The organism is Thioclava marina (assembly GCF_002020135.1).
GTDB classification, from domain to species: domain Bacteria; phylum Pseudomonadota; class Alphaproteobacteria; order Rhodobacterales; family Rhodobacteraceae; genus Thioclava; species Thioclava marina.
On record NZ_MPZS01000002.1, the window covers coordinates 589,974 to 608,060 of the forward strand.

General features: G+C 61.4%; 18 protein-coding genes. 17 read left to right on the forward strand and 1 reads right to left on the reverse strand.

Translation table 11 applies throughout. The annotated features are described in order from the left end of the window. The first annotated feature begins 6 nt into the window (after nt 1-6). From BMG00_RS13010 to BMG00_RS13090, 17 genes are all read left to right on the forward strand, one after another. Entirely contained in the window at nt 7-1,200 is a 1,194-nt protein-coding gene (locus BMG00_RS13010; protein ID WP_078574642.1) for a LegC family aminotransferase, read from the forward strand. Next, a complete protein-coding gene (gene neuC, locus BMG00_RS13015) occupies nt 1,197-2,339 on the forward strand; it encodes a UDP-N-acetylglucosamine 2-epimerase (protein ID WP_078574643.1) in 1,143 nt (380 codons plus the stop codon). The genes BMG00_RS13010 and neuC overlap by 4 nt, the downstream gene beginning before the upstream one ends. After that, nucleotides 2,336-3,442 carry an N-acetylneuraminate synthase gene (neuB, locus tag BMG00_RS13020; protein WP_078574644.1) on the forward strand — a complete coding sequence of 369 codons (1,107 nt, stop codon included), beginning with the start codon at nt 2,336-2,338 and terminating at the stop codon, nt 3,440-3,442. The genes neuC and neuB overlap by 4 nt, the downstream gene beginning before the upstream one ends. Then, nucleotides 3,430-4,089 carry an acetyltransferase gene (locus BMG00_RS13025; RefSeq protein WP_078574645.1) on the forward strand — a complete coding sequence of 220 codons (660 nt, stop codon included), beginning with the start codon at nt 3,430-3,432 and terminating at the stop codon, nt 4,087-4,089. The genes neuB and BMG00_RS13025 overlap by 13 nt, the downstream gene beginning before the upstream one ends. Then, nucleotides 4,082-5,167, forward strand: coding sequence for a nucleotidyltransferase family protein (locus BMG00_RS13030; RefSeq protein WP_078574646.1), 1,086 nt, complete (start codon nt 4,082-4,084; stop codon nt 5,165-5,167). The genes BMG00_RS13025 and BMG00_RS13030 overlap by 8 nt, the downstream gene beginning before the upstream one ends. 10 nt (nt 5,168-5,177) lie before the next feature. Beyond that, nucleotides 5,178-6,203 (forward strand): Gfo/Idh/MocA family protein, encoded by a 1,026-nt coding sequence (locus BMG00_RS13035; protein WP_245795048.1) that lies wholly within the window; start codon nt 5,178-5,180, stop codon nt 6,201-6,203. Then, nucleotides 6,200-6,910 (forward strand): acylneuraminate cytidylyltransferase family protein, encoded by a 711-nt coding sequence (locus BMG00_RS13040; protein ID WP_078574648.1) that lies wholly within the window; start codon nt 6,200-6,202, stop codon nt 6,908-6,910. Before BMG00_RS13035 ends, BMG00_RS13040 begins: the two co-directional genes overlap by 4 nt. Continuing rightward, nucleotides 6,907-7,710 (forward strand): SDR family oxidoreductase, encoded by an 804-nt coding sequence (locus BMG00_RS13045; RefSeq protein ID WP_078574649.1) that lies wholly within the window; start codon nt 6,907-6,909, stop codon nt 7,708-7,710. Before BMG00_RS13040 ends, BMG00_RS13045 begins: the two co-directional genes overlap by 4 nt. 116 nt (nt 7,711-7,826) lie before the next feature. Beyond that, nucleotides 7,827-8,315, forward strand: a complete 489-nt coding sequence (locus tag BMG00_RS13050) for an acyltransferase (RefSeq protein ID WP_158521729.1) — start codon at nt 7,827-7,829, stop codon at nt 8,313-8,315. Then, the gene (locus BMG00_RS13055) at nt 8,308-9,267 is read left to right on the forward strand and encodes a hypothetical protein (protein WP_078574651.1); all 960 of its coding nucleotides are present in this window, start codon (nt 8,308-8,310) and stop codon (nt 9,265-9,267) included. Before BMG00_RS13050 ends, BMG00_RS13055 begins: the two co-directional genes overlap by 8 nt. Nucleotides 9,268-9,377: 110 nt before the next feature. Further along, nucleotides 9,378-10,535, forward strand: a complete 1,158-nt coding sequence (locus BMG00_RS13060; RefSeq protein WP_146642639.1) for a hypothetical protein — start codon at nt 9,378-9,380, stop codon at nt 10,533-10,535. 39 nt (nt 10,536-10,574) lie between these two features. Beyond that, nucleotides 10,575-11,345, forward strand: a complete 771-nt coding sequence (locus BMG00_RS13065; RefSeq protein WP_078574653.1) for a glycosyltransferase — start codon at nt 10,575-10,577, stop codon at nt 11,343-11,345. 44 nt (nt 11,346-11,389) lie between these two features. After that, nucleotides 11,390-12,571 (forward strand): MATE family efflux transporter, encoded by a 1,182-nt coding sequence (locus tag BMG00_RS13070; RefSeq protein ID WP_078574654.1) that lies wholly within the window; start codon nt 11,390-11,392, stop codon nt 12,569-12,571. Beyond that, complete coding sequence (locus tag BMG00_RS13075; RefSeq protein ID WP_078574655.1) at nt 12,568-13,602, forward strand: hypothetical protein; 1,035 nt, start codon at nt 12,568-12,570, stop codon at nt 13,600-13,602. The genes BMG00_RS13070 and BMG00_RS13075 overlap by 4 nt, the downstream gene beginning before the upstream one ends. Nucleotides 13,603-13,612: 10 nt before the next feature. Next, a complete protein-coding gene (gene gmd / locus BMG00_RS13080) occupies nt 13,613-14,734 on the forward strand; it encodes a GDP-mannose 4,6-dehydratase (RefSeq protein WP_078574656.1) in 1,122 nt (373 codons plus the stop codon). A 9-nt stretch (nt 14,735-14,743) separates the two neighbouring features. Next, complete coding sequence (fcl, locus tag BMG00_RS13085; protein WP_078574657.1) at nt 14,744-15,715, forward strand: GDP-L-fucose synthase; 972 nt, start codon at nt 14,744-14,746, stop codon at nt 15,713-15,715. Nucleotides 15,716-15,725: 10 nt separating this feature from the next. Next, nucleotides 15,726-17,174, forward strand: a complete 1,449-nt coding sequence (locus tag BMG00_RS13090; RefSeq protein WP_078574658.1) for a mannose-1-phosphate guanylyltransferase/mannose-6-phosphate isomerase — start codon at nt 15,726-15,728, stop codon at nt 17,172-17,174. Nucleotides 17,175-17,352: 178 nt separating this feature from the next. Here the strand turns inward: BMG00_RS13090 and BMG00_RS13095 are convergent, their stop codons facing one another. Beyond that, nucleotides 17,353-18,003, reverse strand: a complete 651-nt coding sequence (locus BMG00_RS13095; RefSeq protein WP_078574659.1) for a hypothetical protein — start codon at nt 18,001-18,003, stop codon at nt 17,353-17,355. Between the last annotated feature and the right edge of the window lie 84 nt (nt 18,004-18,087).

An 18,087-nucleotide genomic window follows, 5' to 3' on the forward strand; every position in this document is an offset into this window, starting at 1 on the left:
CGGGCCATGGATGAGACTTTGAAAAATACCGCCCTGCTCGAAGAGGCGCTCGAACGACTCCGATCAGTGCTGGGTCCCTCCGATGGTTTCATCCCTCTCCATGTCCCCGAGTTCCTCGGCGAGGAACGCGCGCTGGTGGCTAATTGCATCGATACTGGTTGGGTCTCTTCGGTCGGCGCCTATGTCGATCAATTCGAACGCGATGTGGCGGCCGCTTGCGGCACCGCCTATGGTGTCGCAGTGGTCAACGGCACCGCCGCGCTTGAACTAGGAATGAAGCTGGCAGGCGTGCAAGCTGGCGACGAGGTTATAATGCCGGCGCTCACCTTCGTCGCCACAGCCAACGCGGCCCATCACCTCGGCGCGATCCCGCATTTCGTCGATAGCGCACTCGACACGTTGGGGCTCGACCCGGTGGCACTTGGCGCGCATCTGCGCCGGATCAGCCAAGCCCGCCCCGACGGGCTCTACAACCGCGAGACCGGGCGGCGGATCTCCTGCGTGGTTCCGATGCATGTCTTTGGCCACCCGGCCGATCTCGACGGGCTCACCGGCGTGGCCAGTGAATTCGGTCTTACGATCGTCGAAGATGCTGCCGAGTCTCTCGGCAGCCGCTACAAAGGGCGTGCCTGCGGCAGCTTCGGCAGGGTCGCGGCGGTCAGCTTCAACGGCAACAAGATCGTCACCACCGGCGGCGGCGGCGCAATCGTGACCGACGACGAAGCGCTCGCGCGGCGCGCCAAGCATCTGTCGACCACGGCCAAGATCGCGCACCCTTGGGCCTTCGTGCATGACGAGCCAGGCTACAATTACCGCCTGCCCAATCTCAATGCCGCGCTTGGCGTGGCGCAAATGGCTCAACTCAGCGGGCGCGTCGAGAAGAAGCGCCGGCTAGCGCGGCGCTATTTCGACGGATTTTCTGGTTTCGACGGTGGGACGCTCTTCGCCGAACCCGAAGGCGCGGAAAGCAACTACTGGCTCAATACGCTGGTGCTTGCGCCGGACATCGGCGAAACGGCTCGAGACACGCTGCTCGATGGTCTCAATGCGGCAGGGTACATGGCCCGACCGGTGTGGACGTTGATGCACCGGCTATCGTTCCACACCCATGCCCCCCGCGCGCCGCTGCCCGTCGCCGAAGACCTCGAGCGGCGGATCATCAACCTGCCCTCGTCAGCGATGCTTGCGGATCGGGCATGAAAGTCCTGGCGCTCACCAGCACCCGGGCGGACTGGGGCCTGCTCGTGCCCGTACTCGACGCGTTGCGCGACGACGACCGGTTTACGCTTGAAATCGCGGCCACCGGCCAGCATCTGATGGCCGGAAGCGGTTCGCTTGCTGCGATCACCGCCGACGGTCACCGGGCGGATCACCTAATCGACATGGGGCTCTGCACCGACGACCGTCCGCCGGCCCTAGCGCACGGTATGGCGGCCGCAGTCGCGGGGCTGGGCGAGGTGTTGGCCGACAGCAACCCCGATCTGCTCCTCGTCCTGGGCGACCGCTACGAGATTCTCGCCGCGGTGCAGGCAGCGGTGGTGGCGCGGGTGCCGATCGCGCATCTTTGCGGCGGCGACGTCACCGAAGGGGCGATCGATGACGCGATCCGCCATGCCATCACCAAGCTCGCAGCGCTGCATTTTCCGACCAATGCCGAGAGTGCCGCGCGGATCGTGCAGATGGGCGAAGATCCGGCACGGGTGCATGATGTCGGTTCTACCGGGATTGACCGGATCCTTTCGCTCACGCCGATGCCGCGTGAGGCCTTCTTCGCCTCGGTCGGCCTTGCGCCGCGGGAGCGCAATTTCGTCGTGACCTTCCATCCGGCCACACTGTCTTACGATTCCATCTCCCAGGCCCGGGCCATGCTCGACGCGCTCGGTGCATTCCCCGACGTGGGGCTTATCTTCACCGGCTCCAACGCCGACCCGGGCGCCCGAGAGATCGACGCCCTCGTTCGGGCCCACGTCGACAAACTTGACAACGCTGTATTTCACGCCTCGCTGGGTTCGCAGCGCTATTTTTCCGCCCTAGCCCATTGCGACCTCGTGATCGGCAATTCCTCGAGCGGGATCATGGAGGCGCCCAGTTTCTGCGTGCCGACGGTGAATATCGGCGACCGTCAGGCGCGCCGGCCACGTGCGGCATCCGTTATCGATTGTCCTCCGCGCGCCGATGCCATCGAGGCGGCCATCTCCGCAGCTCTTGCGCTCGATTGCGAGGGGGTCGCCAGCCCGTTCGGCGATGGCGCCGCGGCGGCGCGCATCCTCGCGGTGCTTGCGGCGATCGATGCGCCCGCAACCCTTATCCGGAAAACTTTTTTGGATCTGTCGAAATGACCGACACGACACGCACGATCATCGTCGCCGAGGCCGGCGTGAACCATAACGGCAAACTCGGCCTCGCACTCGAGCTGGTCGACCGGGCCGCCGAGGCCGGGGCGGACTATGTCAAGTTCCAGACCTTTAAGGGTGCCCGGCTCGCCTGCGGGACTGCGGCGAAGGCGGACTATCAGAAGGTCACCACGGATGCGGCAGAAACCCAGCTTGAGATGCTGCGTCGGCTCGAACTGTCGCCCGAGGCTCACCGCGCGCTGATTGAACGCTGCGCCGCGCGCGGCATTGCCTTCTTGTCGACCGCCTTCGACCTCGAAAGCCTCGCCTTCTTAGCGGGCGAGCTTGGACTGAAGACCCTCAAGCTCGGCTCGGGCGAGCTGAACAACGGCCCGATCCTGCTCGCCGCTGCGCGAAGCGGCATGCAGCTCATGCTGTCTACCGGAATGGGCAGCCTCTCAGAGGTCGAAGAGGCGCTTGGCGTCGTCGCCTTCGGCCTTCTTCGCACGGGCACGCCCAAGGGGCGGACGGATTTCTCCGAGGCACTGCTCGACCCCGCCGCTTGGTCGGCGCTGCGCGCGCGGGTGACGCTTTTACACTGCACCACCGAATATCCCGCCGCAGTCGAGGACACGAACCTGCGCGCGATCGACACCATGCGCCAAGCCTTCGGCCTACCGGTGGGCTATTCCGATCATACTCAAGGCAACGCTATGAGTATTGCCGCCGTGGCGCGAGGTGCTAGAGTGATCGAAAAGCACTTCACCCTCGACCGGACGATGACGGGGCCGGATCACGCTGCGTCGGTCGAGCCCGGCGAGCTTGCCGCCCTGGTGCGTGACATCCGCGCCATTGAGGCCGGGCTAGGCGATGGTATCAAGCGGCCCGGTCCGGCAGAGATCCGCAACCGTCCGATCGTGCGCAAATGTGTCGTCGCAGCGCGCGATATCCCGGCTGGTCGGATCCTCACCCTCGATGACCTCACATCAAAACGCGCTGGCGGACCGATCCCCGCCATGGCGTTGTGGGATTGCATCGGCCGCCGCAGCCGCATCGCGCTGGCGGAAGATACGGCGCTCGACTGGAGCGCGATGGCATGGGCCGACTGATCGGGATCTTCGGCACTGCCGGATTCGGGCGGGAGGTCCTGCCGATAGTGCAGCGGCAGCTGGACCATGTAAGCCCGGAAGATGAGCTGGTGTTCGTCTCCCCACTGCCCAAATCGCCAGTAAACGGCGTTCCAGTCATCGCCGAGGCGGATTTTCTTGCTGATTCGCGGGCGCGGGGCTTCGTCATCGCCATCGCCGACACCGCGATCCGCAAACGGCTACATCTGTGCGCCGTCGATAGCGGCGCCGAACCTCTCGAAGTTCGGGCCGAAAGTGCCGAGGTGCAGTCCGTAGTCACTCTTGGCCCGGGAGCGATCCTGTGCGGGCATAGTTCGATCACGTCGAATACTCAGGTCGGTATCAGCTTCCATCTCAACATTTCGTCCTACCTCGCGCATGATTGCGTGGTCGGCGATTTCGTCACCTTCGGGCCCAATGTCGTTTGCGCCGGCAATGTGATCGTAGAAGACGGCGCCTATATCGGTGGCGGCGCCCTCATCCGTCAGGGCGAGCCCGGGGCGCCGGTGGTGATCGGCACCGGAGCCACGGTCGGAATGGGCGCGGTGGTTACACGAAGCGTGGCCCCCGGCACCGTGGTCGCCGGTAACCCGGCGCGTCTCATACGGAAAGATCGGAAACATGACTGAAGTTCCCGCAAAACTTAAACCGCTTATCCTTTCGGACACTGCGACCATCCGCGACGCAATGGAGACGATTGACCGTGGCGCGCGCCAGATCGCTCTAGTCTCCGATGCCGAAGGCCGATTGCGTGCCACCATCACCGACGGCGACATTCGTCGCGGACTGCTGCGCGGGATCGATCTGGACGCGCCGGTCACTGAGGTCATGCACACTGGTTTCACGGCTGTCACTGAGGCGGAAGGGCACAAAGCAGCGCTCGAACTGATGCAGGCGCGTGGGTTGCACCAGGTGCCAATCCTAGACAGCGAAGGTCACTTGATCGATCTTGCCCTTCAGGAAGAAGCCCTAGGGATCCCGCGCCGCAGCACCCGCGTGATCCTGATGGCGGGCGGGCTAGGCACCCGATTACGGCCGCTGACCGAGACCGTCCCCAAACCGATGCTGTGTATCGGCGGAAAGCCGATCCTCGAGCTGATCTTGCGCAATTTCACCGATCAGGGCTTTCACGAATTCACCATCTCGCTCAACTACAGAGGAGAGATGATTCGCGACTACTTTGGAAATGGAAGCCGGTTCAACGCGCGCATTGACTATGTCGAGGAAACCAAGAGGATGGGCACCGCCGGGGCCCTATCGCTGCTGAGCGAACGCCCGTCCGAACCCTTCATCGTGATGAACAGCGATCTGCTGACGGCGATCCCGTTCGATGCGCTGGTCCGGTTCCATCAGGAGACTGGGGCGACCGGGACGATGTGCGCCCGTGATTTTCAAATGCAGGTCCCCTATGGCGTGATCGAGGTCGAGGACACCGCGCTCCGACGTATCGTCGAGAAGCCAACCTATTCGCATTTCGTCAATGCAGGGATCTATGTGCTGTCGCCCGATGCGCTCGATTACGTTGAAATCGACGTCTTCCTCGACATGCCGACCCTATTCGAACGGATGATCGCCAACGGTGACACAGCATCGGTCTTTCCAATCCAGGAATACTGGATGGACATCGGCAGGATGGAGGACCTGCACCGGGCGCGCGACGAGTTCGACGACGTCTTCGGCCCAGTTTCGGGGAAAGACCTTGACTAAAATTCACCGTGTGCTTGTTGCTGGGCTCGGCAGCATAGGGCGGCGACACCTGCGGTTGGTCCGTGCCCGGCTGCCGGAAGCGCAGATCATGGTCCTGCGCCATTCCGGTTGCAGCGAGTCCGTGGTGGGAGCGGACTTCTGTACAACCGAGCTCGAAGAAGCGCTCGACTTCGCCCCGCAGGTCGCGGTGATCGCCACTCCTGCACCCTACCATGCAGCGCCAGCAATCGCCTTGGTGCGAGCCGGAACGCATATCCTTGTGGAAAAGCCGATGGCGGCAAGCGCCGCAGACGCCCGGGCTCTTGCAGCCGAGGCGCAGGCGACTGGGGTCGTCTTGCAAGTCGGCTACAATCTGCGTTTCCTCGAAAGCCTCGCAACGTTTCGCGCCGCCGTGCTCGGCGGCGAGATCGGGCGAGTGGGCTCGGTGCGCGCGGAGGTGGGGCAGTATCTCCCCGACTGGCGTCCAGGCACCGATTTCCGCGCCGGGGTTTCCGCCCGGTCCGAGCTTGGCGGCGGCGCGCTGCTGGAGCTCAGCCACGAGATCGACTACCTGCGCTGGATCTTCGGGGAGGTCACCCGGCTCCGCGGCTGGCTGGGCCAGCAAGGCGGGCTCGGAATCGATGTCGAGGACACTGTCCACATGCTGCTCGAATTCGCGAGTCCGCTGCCCGACCGTTCCGACGGGGCCGCGCCAGTCGCGGTGGTGACCCTCGATTTCATCCGCCGCGACACGCTGCGCCGCTGCACCGCGATCGGAGAGACCGGAACGCTAACTTGGGACGGCGTTTCCTCGCAGCTTCGACTGGCGCGGCCCGGCGCGGCCGAGGTTCTGCTTTTCGACCGCAAGCCGGAGCGCGATGCCACCTATGTCGCCCAACTTGACGCCTTCCTCGCCAGTATCGCCACCGGTTCCCCAGTGGTGGTGCCCGGCACTGACGGGGCCGCAGTGATGGAGATCGTTGAAGCGGTGCGCCATTCGCACGCCACCGACGGGCGCGCACAGGTGCCCGAGATCAAGGCGCAGGTGCGACCATGACTCTGACAGCATTCATCTTCGCCCGCGGCGGTTCGAAAGGGCTGCCGGGCAAAAATATTCGCCCCTTCGCGGGCAAGCCGCTGATCGGCTGGGCGGTGGAACAGGCGCTTGCGGTGGAACGGATCGGCCGGGTGATCGTCTCGACCGACAGCGCGGAAATTGCCGAGGCCGCCCGGACCCATGGGGCCGAGGTGCCCTTCATGCGCCCCGAGACGCTGGCTGGCGACCTGACGCCTGAGATACTGGCCTGGCGCCATGCGCTCGAATTTCTCCGCCAAACAGAGGGAACGATGCCCGAGACTTTCATCTCGGTGCCGGCAACCTCGCCCCTGCGCCTGCCCGAGGACATCGACGCCTGCCTCGACGAATACGCGCGCAGCGGTGCCGACGTGGTGCTGAGCGTGGCCCCGGCGCATCGCAGCCCCTGGTTTAATATGGTAAAACGCCGCCCCGAGGGCGGTTTCAGCCTAGTAAACGACGATGGTCGCGGCCGGCGCATCGCGCGCCGCCAAGACGCCCCCGAGGTCTTTGACATAACGACCGTCGCCTATGTCGCGCGCTCTGGCTATGTCATGCAGCACGACGACTTGTTTTCCGGACGCGTCTCGGCGGCGGTGGTGCCGGTCGAGCGCACCGCCGACATCGACACGCAGCTTGATTTCGAAGTTGCGGAACTGCTGATGAAGAAAAGACTGGAGCACGGATGAACCACCTTGCCAGCATGATGTCGCTCGTCGGTCGGCGCGCGCTGATCACCGGCGGCACAGGCCATATCGCCACAGCGATGGCCGAAACCCTGGCTGAGCTGGGCGCGGCGGTGGTGCTCGTTGATCTCGACCTTGGCCGGCTCGATGCGCTCGCGGAGCGGCTTCGCACCGATTTCGGTGTGGCCGTGACCACCCATGCCTGCAACCTTGAGGACGAGACCGAGCGGGCCGAGATGATCGCCGAAGTCACTGGCGACGAACATGGACTTGATGTCCTAGTGAACAACGCCGCATTCGTGGGCACTTCCGGGCTTGGCGGATGGGTGGTGCCCTTCGAACAGCAGAGTCTCGACACTTGGCGGCGCGCCTTCGAAGTCAACCTAACTGCGGCCTTCCACCTGTCGCAGGGTTTACTGCCGTTGTTGCGGGCCAAAGCGCGCGGCTCGATCATCAATATTGGCTCGATCTACGGCGAACTTGGCCCCGACTGGAGCCTTTATGAGGGCACCTCGATGGGCAATCCAGCCGCCTACGGTGCCTCCAAAGGCGGTTTGTTCCAGTTCACCCGCTGGCTTGCCGCTACCGTTGCACCGGAGGTGCGGGTCAACGCTATCTCGCCCGGCGGTGTGGCGCGTGACCAACCCGGGTGCTTCGTCGAAAGATATGTCGCGCGCACACCGATGCGGCGGATGGCCTCGGAGAACGATTTCCGCGGCGCCGCGGCCTATCTCGCTGGCGACGCTGCAGCCTATGTCACCGGGCAGGTGCTTCGGGTCGACGGCGGCTGGGGCATCTGGTAAGGCGCGATGGAAATGACGATGCAGACGGTCTCGTACCTCGCGAAGGTATCTAGAAGATGTTCGCGCTGATTAAACGGCTTCGCTTCTGGGCCACCGCACCTCGGATAGGACCGGACATGCCACTGACCCACTGGACGCTATATTTCCCTACACTGGGGTCGCGACTGGCACGCCGCCGGCTTGCCCATTTCGGCAAGGGGGCGGAGATCCGCCCCCATGTCTATCTGGTCGCAACTGACCGGATCTCGCTTGGCGAACGCGTAGTGCTGCGCCCGAACACGACTCTCATGGCCGAGAATGCTCACATCAGCATCGGAAACGGTACGCTGGTTGGGGGCAATGTACATTTCTACGTCGCGAACCATCGTTTCGACGACCCGGAGGTGCCAATCATCGATCAGGGCCACTACCCAGCCCGCGATATCGTCGTCGAGGAAGACGCATGGATTGGGGCCAACGTGACAGTGCTCTCCGGGGTGCGAATCGGCCGTCACGCGGTTATCGCGGCCGGCAGCGTGGTCACCCGCGACGTGCCGTCCTTCACCGTTTGGGCCGGGGTGCCAGCACGCCAGATCAAGACGATCGGCGGTGAAGCCAATGACTAAGACCGTCCTCGTCCTCAACAATCCGTCCTCAATCTCGATCCTGTTCACCCCCTTGCGCGCGCAGGTAGACGAGATTTGGATCGAACGCGGCGCGAGTGAAAAGCTCGACCGTGGCATCAGCCAAGCCCTGCGAGTGCTAAATATCGGCCACGATCTCCCGATCCGCAATATGGACACGAAGAACCTGTTTTCCGCCGGGCGCAAACGTCTTGGAAAGGTAGTCACCTACCGGCGCATCGCCGCAGAGATCGACTCGATCTGCCGCCACACCGGCGTCACGGAAATAGTCTGCAGCACGACCAGCGCCTTCCGCCTTGCCCGGGTGCCCAGGCTTCATGTCGTCGATCATGGTGCCGGTGACTACCTGCGCACCCGGCGGCAGACCCGCGCCGAACGGCTGAAATACGCTTGGCTCTATTCTGGACCAGCCTTGCGGACGTTCAGTTATTACGCTTTCCTGCCTTTGTCAGGGCGGGTCCACCTGCCGCTCGAACGTACGCTGATCCACGAGCGCGTCTCCAGACTCGAACATCCCTTCGCACCCGGTCGGGTCTCGGTGATCCTGCTGGTATATCCGCTGATCCCGCTCGACGAGCAGTTGCACCGCTTGCACTTGGCGATGGCTGGCACGCCCTATGAGGTCTATCTCAAGGGGCATCATTTCGATCCGCAGCAGTTTCCCAAGCGCGGCAAGTCCGATGGCGACTTGCCGGCACTGCGGAAGCTGCCGGAAAGCCTCGACGTCCTGCCGGCTGAATTCCTTATTTGGGGCTTCGATGCCGAGCTGCGGCTGGGCGCTTTCGAATCAACCGCGCTGTGGAACATCGGCGCAGACGTCGCCGATCGGGTCATTCCCCTCGCGCAGCGCGACGAAATCCTCGCGCTACCCGGGCCCTATGGCTCCGGGTTGGCCTCGCTCGAATCCGACCTCGGCTATTCCCCGTTCCGATGACCGGCCCGTCGACGTCACATCCATCAGAGGACAGCGGCCCCTTTGGCCACCTCGAACCTGTGACGGGAAGGTACGCCCCGCTCGGGCGTGCACGTGGACGGCGAACGGGCGTGAAGCGCATGCCGGTGCGGCAGGTGGCGACGGTGATCGTGATCCTCACAATTCTTTTTCCCTACATTCGCGTGCTCCCGCTGCCCACCGATGTGCAGCCGAATTTCCTGATCGCGATCATCATCTGCAGCCCCTTGTTACTCTCGGTGCGGCTCAACGAGCTTGTGGTCTTTGTCGGCATCCTGTGCCTTCTCCTATCCTATACGATTGCCAATCCAGAAATGCAGAGTTTCCGCGGCTGGCCGGCCTATCTGACACCGCCGCTCGTCCTGTTTTTTACACGATCCGTCTTGTCGAAACCCGAAAGCGCGCCGATGCTAGAAACTGTCATCCGGCGCAGCTTCTACATCTGGGTCGGGTTCGGCGCCCTGCAACTCGTGACCCATTCTGCCATTGTGCAGTTGACACTGCGAACGAGCACCTCGGCCGATCGGGGGTGGATGTCCTTCTCCGGCGAGCCGAGCGCCTATGCCTCCGTCCTGTTTCTGTTCGCCGCCTATTTCGTGGTGAAGCAGAGCTACGTGAGCGCCGGGATCGCCCTTCTTACCGTGCTGGTGGTGGCTCAGTCGGCCGTTGGCCTCGTCTATTTCGTGATTCTCGCCCTCGCGTGGTTGGGAGTGCGGGCCCATAACCACGTCCTTCTGGTTGCCATTATCGTGATCCTGGTCGTGGTCGTCATGACCACAGTCGATCCGCAATACGTGCTCGACAAGTTGCCGCGAAGTCGTCGAATCACTCGCTTGATCGAAATCCTGCTTTCGCCCGACGCGCAACTGGACGACATTAGCATTACCAGCCGTGCATCCGATCTGGATGCGGCCTACGACACCTTGATCAACGGCTCCCCCTTTGGTCACGGCCTTGGCGGCGTTCGCCTGAAAAGCGGCTGGGGTTCTTATGTCTATGAACTCGGCTGGTTCGGTTTCGCTCTCGCATCTGGCTGGATTGTCTTCTTTCTGCGCCAAGCCACTCGGATGGGGCGCGACGCGCTTGCAGCGACGGTCGCGATCATCGCGATGCTGTTCTCATCGACCCCACTGGCGATGCCGATGGCGAGCTTCATCGTCTTGGCGATCATCCTTGCGCCACCAGACAGCGCCACGCCAGATCGGCGCGGACGCTGGCGCCGGATCGGGGTTCGGTCCGCCCATGCGTAACCGCCTGTCCGCAACCTGCCCCACCTAGAAGGTGCCTAAATGTTCTCCATCGTGACCGCGACCATGAAGTTGGCGCCCGAAGAGCTTGCGCCGATCCTCGCCACCTATGACGCCTTCGCAGCAAAGGGTCTGGCTTTCGAACTCATCGTGCAGGACAACTGCTCGGGCGAGGCGGTCCTGGCAGAGCTGCGGCAGCGTCCCTATGTCAAGCTCGTCAGCGCGACAGACACAGGGATTTACGATGCCTGGAACCAAGCGCTGCCCCGCGTCTCGGGCGATTGGGTCGGGTTTCTCGGGATCGACGACCTGCCTTCGCTTGAGTGGGTAGCCTTTGCCTCTTCTCATATTCCGCCGAACGAACCATCAGTCTTGGCTTGCGACGTTAGTTTAGAAGACGCATCCCACACCCGGGTCGGTGTCTTCAGAAACCCCCGGGTCGGCACACTCAACACTCGCGCTAATGCCTTCGCACATCCCGGTCTCGCGGTCGCGAGCTCAATTTTCCAGAACCGTCGCTTTCCCGAGCAGTATCGCATCATCGGGGACTTGGTGTTCTACGCGCAGTTCCGCCAGTTACCCGTCGCCGGGCATCTAGGCGCCGTGGGGGTTTCAATGAGACTCGGAGGAATATCTAACAGCCCAATAGGGGCGCGAAGGGTTCTGCGGGAATATCTGAACGCAGTGAGCAATGGAGATATCCAGCCCTACTTTCCACTGATCGCGAAGCGTCTTATCGCAGCTGCGCTGAGCCTACTTCCTGCGCTTTACGTCCGCGCACAGAGACGGCGCTGGCGTACTTTCGGAGAATAACCCTGTTAGCGCGCCTCTTTTCCCTTACCCTTCGAGGTTCCGCCTTGGCGGGCAAGCTTGTCGTTTTTCTTGCGTTAGCACGTTTCCTCGGCAATGCGGAGGTCGGCACCTTTGGTTTGATCGCGGTAACCGTCGCTTATGGCACCTTTATCACCGGCATGGAGTTCTACAACTATACAGTGCGAGATGTAGCTAGGAGCTCGCACGCGCAGCAGGCTAGCGCGATACTCAACCATATCAGCCTTGTCGGTTCGTTGCAGTTTATGCTCTCATCAGGGGTTCTCCTGGCTTGGGGCGCGGGTCTCCTAAACTTCAAATTCACCCTTTTGACTCTCGCACTAACCGTGATGGAGCAATGGGCTCAAGAAGGATACCGCATTTTGGTCGCACTCTCGCGGCCAGTGCTCGCCAGCGTCACCTTATTTCTACGTCAAGGTATTTGGGTTTTTGCGGTCATTCTCGGGCTATTCTTTTTTCCGAACCTTCGGACGCTAGATTTCGTTCTCTACTGCTGGATCTGCGGCGTAACGATTTCAGCGTTGGTTGCGGGGTTCGCCGTCTTTCAAGATTTCGGATTGTCGTGGGATTCGCGGATCGACATTCAGTGGATCGCTCGAGGCCTTCCTGTCGCACTTGTGTTCTTCGGCGCTGCCTTTGGCTTGAGAACTATTAATTTCCTCGATCGTTCTTTCCAAGCGAAACTCGGCAGCGACGCTTCGCTAGCAGCTTACGTCCTTTTCTTCGGCCTAGCGATTTCGCTGATCTCCGTGCTGGACGCAGGAATATTTTCATTCGGTTTACCCAAGATTATCGCTGCAGGACGAGGCAGTTCGCACGACCTTCGTCGGGAAGTGAAAAACCTTCTCAAACCAACACTTGTCGCAACCGGGATCTTTATTTGCGGTGGCGCGGTCTTCTTTGAGTTTGGCCTCAATCTTCTTGGAATTGGCCGCTACGCCGAGTATGGAACAATTTTCTACGCCCTTATTGTTTCCGTAACATTGCAAGCATGGTCGATGGTGCCCCATTTTGGGCTATACGCCCTTCATCGTGAGAAACTAATCATGTACGGCCATCTCTTTGCACTAGCATTGTTCGTTCTCTTCACTCTTTCCTGGAGCGGCTCACCTGAAACCGCAGTTGCCTTCGCTCGCGCTGCGGCCTTTGCTTTCCTTTTGGCATGGAAGGCCTTTTTCTTTATCTTCTCTGTGCGGAAAGTTTCATGACCATCGTTCATATTGGCCTTGGGAAAACGGCCACGACAACTCTACAAAAGCATGTTTTCCCTGAACTTGCCCGGCTGGGAGGATACCGTTTCAACGATCCCCATCTGGTTGCCCTGCTGATTAAGGGGAATGCGTTAAAACTTTCCACGGAAGAGAAAGATGATATCGCCCGCAAACTCAAAGCGGAACGGCATTTCATCAGCCTCGAAGGCTTGGTAAACTGGAATCCGGCTTTCTGGCAATGGGCAGCCGATCGAAACCTAGAGCTATTCGGCCCAGCTACCTCAATTTTAATTTCTGTGCGTGAGCCAATAGAATGGATGACCAGTGTATACCAACAAGTCATTCACGAAGGAAACGTGGTGCAGCCGCACGAATTCTTTGTCGACCGAGATGAGTTGGCTACTCTCGCTCCCCTTGCCTCACCAACGCGGCTCGACTATTTTTGTTCAGACCTTTTAGACTATGCTGAACTTGATCGGCTCTACAGTGATCGATTTGACCAAGTTGTAATAGTCGACGTTTCGCAGATTGCGCGAATGGACTTCGTTGATGAGTTGTTCGATCTCGACACCGCGATCGTAGACGGGCTTCGATCGAGATTCGATAATGCCACCTCGGAAAACAGATCCTATTCCTTGAGGGCGATGAAACTTACTTTTGCACGCGAACGGCTTTTACGCCGGTTCGGTCTGAAAACTTTTGGGAGTGCCGATCGTCGCTATCACGATTACCTCGCTCTGGCTCGTGCCTGGGCCCGCACACCCTCAATGACCGAGCATCGAGACGCGAGACGGAGTCTGCTACGACGCCTTGCCACTGGGCGATTGCCAACTTGGCGCGGCCTCATGCAGGCCGGACTAGACCGCATCTTGCCCTATGAAAAATTCCATCTCCCCAAGGACGTGAAAATCAATCTCGACCTCGTAGAAAAAAACCGTCGGTTCATCGCCGAGCGTGTTTTACCAAACTATCCACCTCTTCGCCCACGCCTGGACAAACCTCAAACCGATCTCGACACTTCTAGATAAGCATGGAACCATGACAAAACGCGCTTTAATCACCGGCATCACCGGTCAGGACGGCTCCTACCTCGCTGAATTTTTGCTCGAAAAAGGCTACGAAGTGCACGGCATCAAGCGCCGCGCATCGCTCTTCAACACGCAGCGGATCGACCATATTTATGAGGACCCCCACAGCAACCACGCCCAGTTGAAGCTCCATTACGGAGATCTCTCGGACACCTCAAACCTCACGCGCCTGATCCGTGATATCGAGCCCGACGAGGTCTATAACCTTGGTGCGCAGAGCCATGTTGCAGTCTCGTTCGAAGCCCCCGAATACACCGCCGATGTCGATGCCATAGGTACGCTGCGGCTCCTTGAAGCGATCCGTTTCCTCGGCCTCGAAAAGCAAACCCGTTTCTACCAGGCCTCGACCTCCGAACTTTACGGCCTCGTACAGGAAACGCCTCAGCGCGAGACCACGCCCTTCCATCCGCGCTCTCCCTATGCGGTTGCCAAGCTCTACGCCTACTGGATCGCGGTGAACTACCGCGAGGCTTACGGCATGTATGCCTGCAACGGCATCCTGTTCAATCATGAGTCCCCGCGACGCGGCGAGACCTTCGTCACCCGCAAGATCACCCGTGGCCTGTCGAACATCGCGATGGGCCTCGAGCCCTGCCTCTACATGGGCAACATTGACAGCTTGCGCGACTGGGGCCACGCCAAGGATTACGTGCGCATGCAGTGGATGATGCTGCAGCAAGACACGCCGGAGGACTTCGTTATTGCCACCGGGAAGCAGTATTCCGTTCGCGAATTCATCAATTGGAGTGCGCGCGAATTGGGGATCGAGCTGGAATTCTCCGGCTCCGGCACCGAGGAGACCGCCACGGTTGCGGCCATCAAGGGTGACAAAGCGCCTGCCCTGAAGGTCGGCGACGTCGTGATGCGGATTGACCCGCGCTATTTCCGTCCCGCCGAGGTGGACACTCTCTTGGGTGACCCGTCAAAGGCAAAGGAAAAACTCGGCTGGGTGCCCGAGATCACCGCGCAGGAGATGTGTGCCGATATGGTCGCGGAGGACCACAAGGCCGCGCGGCGCCATGCGCTTCTGAAGGAACACGGACTGGACCTGCCAGTCTCACTCGAAGGCTGAGGAAGCTCCATGACCAAGATCTATATCGCAGGCCATCGCGGGATGGTGGGCGGCGCGATCCTGCGCCAGCTGGAGGCGCGTCAGGCCCAGGGCGCGGCGCTGGAGCTGATCAACCGCACGCACGCCGAGCTGGATCTGACCGATCAGGCGGCGGTGCGCGACTTCATGCAGGCGGAGAAACCCGACGTGGTGATCCTCGCCGCCGCGAAGGTCGGCGGGATCCACGCCAACAATACCTACCCGGCCGAGTTCATCTACGAGAACCTGATGATCGAGGCCAATGTGATCCATCAGGCCTTCGCCGCCGGGGTCACCAAGCTGTTGCAGCTCGGCTCCTCCTGCATCTACCCGAAGGCCGCGCCGCAGCCGATGGCGGAAGATACGCTGCTGACCGGCCCGCTAGAGCCCACGAACGAGCCCTACGCGATCGCGAAGATCGCCGGGATCAAACTCTGCGAGAGCTACAACCGCCAACATGGCGTCGATTACCGCTCGGTGATGCCGACGAACCTCTACGGGCCGGGCGACAATTTCCACCCGCAGAACAGCCATGTTCTGCCCGCGCTGATCCGGCGCTTCCACGAGGCGACGCGCGACGGACTCGAAGAGGTCACGATCTGGGGCACCGGCACGCCGCGGCGCGAGTTCCTGCATGTCGATGACATGGCCGAAGCCTCGCTCTTCGTGCTTGATCTCCCCAAGGCCGAATATGACGCGAATACCGATCCGATGCTGAGCCACATCAATGTGGGGTCCGGCAGCGACATCTCGATCCTCGAACTCGCGCAGCTGGTTGCGCAGGTCACGGGTTTCGCGGGCCGGATCACCACCGATCCGAGCAAGCCCGACGGCACGATGCGCAAGCTGATGGATATCAGCCGCCTGAAAGCGATGGGCTGGCAGGCGCGTATCGGCCTCGAAGACGGGATCGACGAGACCTATCGCTGGTTCCTCGAAAATCACGACACCGCCAGAACCTGAGAGAGATTTCATGAGCAAGACGATCCATCCTGTCCTTCTCTGCGGAGGATCGGGCACGCGGCTCTGGCCGCTCTCGCGCAAGTCCTATCCGAAGCAATTCGTCAAACTGATGGGCGAAGAGAGCCTTTTCCAAGCCTCTGCCAGGCGGCTTGCCGGGAACGGATTCGCTGCGCCCTCGGTGATCACCGGATCGGATTTCCGCTTCGTCGCGGTCGAGCAACTCGCCGCGCTCGAGATCGCGCCCGCCGATATTCTCATCGAGCCGTCTGCGCGGAACACCGCCGCGGCGATCTGCGCAGGCGCTCTCGTCCTCGAGACCCGTGAGCCGGGTGCGCTGATGCTCGTAGCGCCCTCGGATCACGTCATTCCTGATCCTGCGCGATTCCGCGCGGCGGTTGAAGCGGCCGCCCCGGCTGCTGAGGCAGGCCAGTTGGTCACCTTCGGTATCCGCCCCGACCGACCCGAGACCGGCTATGGCTGGCTGGAACTCAGCGAAGCCCCAGACTCGGAGTTCTCCGCAACCCCACAGCCGCTGAAATCCTTCGTCGAGAAGCCGGATCTGGCGAAGGCCGAGGCACTGCTGGACGGCGGCATGCATCTCTGGAACGCGGGCATCTTCCTCTTCTCGACTTCGGCGATCCTCGAAGCGTTCGCCAAACACGCGCCCGAAACGCTGGCGCAGACCAAGGCCGCGGTGGAGGCCGCCGAGCGCGATCTGGGCTTCACCCGCCTCGCGGCCGAGCCTTGGGCGCAGCTCGAGGATATCTCGATCGACTACGCGGTGATGGAGCGCGCCGACAACCTGACCGTCGTGCCCTATGGCGGCGCCTGGTCGGACCTGGGCGACTGGCAGGCGGTCTGGCGCGAGCAGAACCCGGATGCAAACGGCATCGTCGCGACCGGCCCCGCCACCGCCATCGACTGTAGCGATACGCTTCTGCAGTCGACCAGCGAGGCGCAGGAGCTTGTGGGCATCGGGCTCGAGAACATTATCGCCGTTGCCATGCCCGACGCGGTGCTCGTCGCCCACAAGGACCGCGCACAGGACGTGAAGAAAGCCGTTGCCGAACTGAAAGCCAAGGGGGCCGCTCAGGCCGAGACCCTGCCCCGCGACTTCCGCCCTTGGGGTTGGTATGAGAGCCTCGTCATCGGCCAGCGCTTCCAGGTGAAGCGGATCCACGTGCATCCCGGCGCCGCACTCAGCCTGCAAAGCCATCACCACCGCGCCGAGCACTGGATCGTCGTCGAGGGCACCGCGAAGGTGACGATCGACGATCAGGTGAAACTCGTGAGCGAGAACCAGTCCGTCTACATCCCGCTCGGCGCCGTCCATCGAATGGAGAACCCCGGCAAGGTGCCGCTGACGCTGATCGAAGTGCAGACCGGCAGCTATCTCGGCGAGGATGACATCATCCGCTACGACGATGTCTACGCGCGCGGACAGGGCGCGAAAGGGTAAGAGCCTCGCTGCATCCTAGGGAGAGGCAGCTCCGAAGCCTCGAGATATTTACAGAAAACGAGAGCCACGACATCAAAGTCGTGGCTCTTTCTGTTTGAAAATCTTTCCATCCCAATGCCAATGAAGGAAAGAAAGGCTGACACTGCTTGGAGCCCTGCTCATATCCTCGCGAGAAGTCTCAATGGGTTCCGGACGAGCCAAAGGAGACAATCGCCGCGCCGACTCGATCGTCACTATCCGCCCCAGACCAATAGGCGCGCGCTTCCATCCAGTCTTCCTCGGCAACCGGGTCACCGAAACCGGGATCGGAAACTTGACGGACTCCGAAATCCATATGCACGAGACGCCCCAGGATCTCCATATCGTCAAGATCGATCGCGACTTCCAGCACGTCTCGCCCCACCACGATGCCTGAGCCAGTGTCGACAACGAGATAGCGACGAATAGCCGTCAACAGGGCCTCTGCAGGATTCAGATCCGGCTCAGCCCCTTCTGCTTTCCCGAAGAGCCAGCGATGCGCATAGCTGCAGGCCTCATCCGTCAGCAGGACATACTCCAACTCTTCTTCCTTGAACGGGCCTCTCCGCGCGATCATCTTGCGCGTCTCGAGAAAACCGCGCCCTTTGAGTTTCAGCGCCCCTTCGTAGCTCGTCGCACCATTTTCCAGCAGTTCGAGGATCGTGCGCAGCAATGGGTCAGCCAGCATGTGCTTGATACGGCGATAGACAAACCCATCCCCGAGTGCTCCGGCAAGACTGCGATCACGATGAACATACATCTCTCGATCGGAAATGAGCAGAAAACTCGGGTCGATTTCAGTTGCGGCCATCGAGGAGGCTCCCTTTCGGATGATAGATGAGCGAGCACACGAATGTCTCTTATAACCGGTAGAGTTAAAACCAACGTTGCGCGA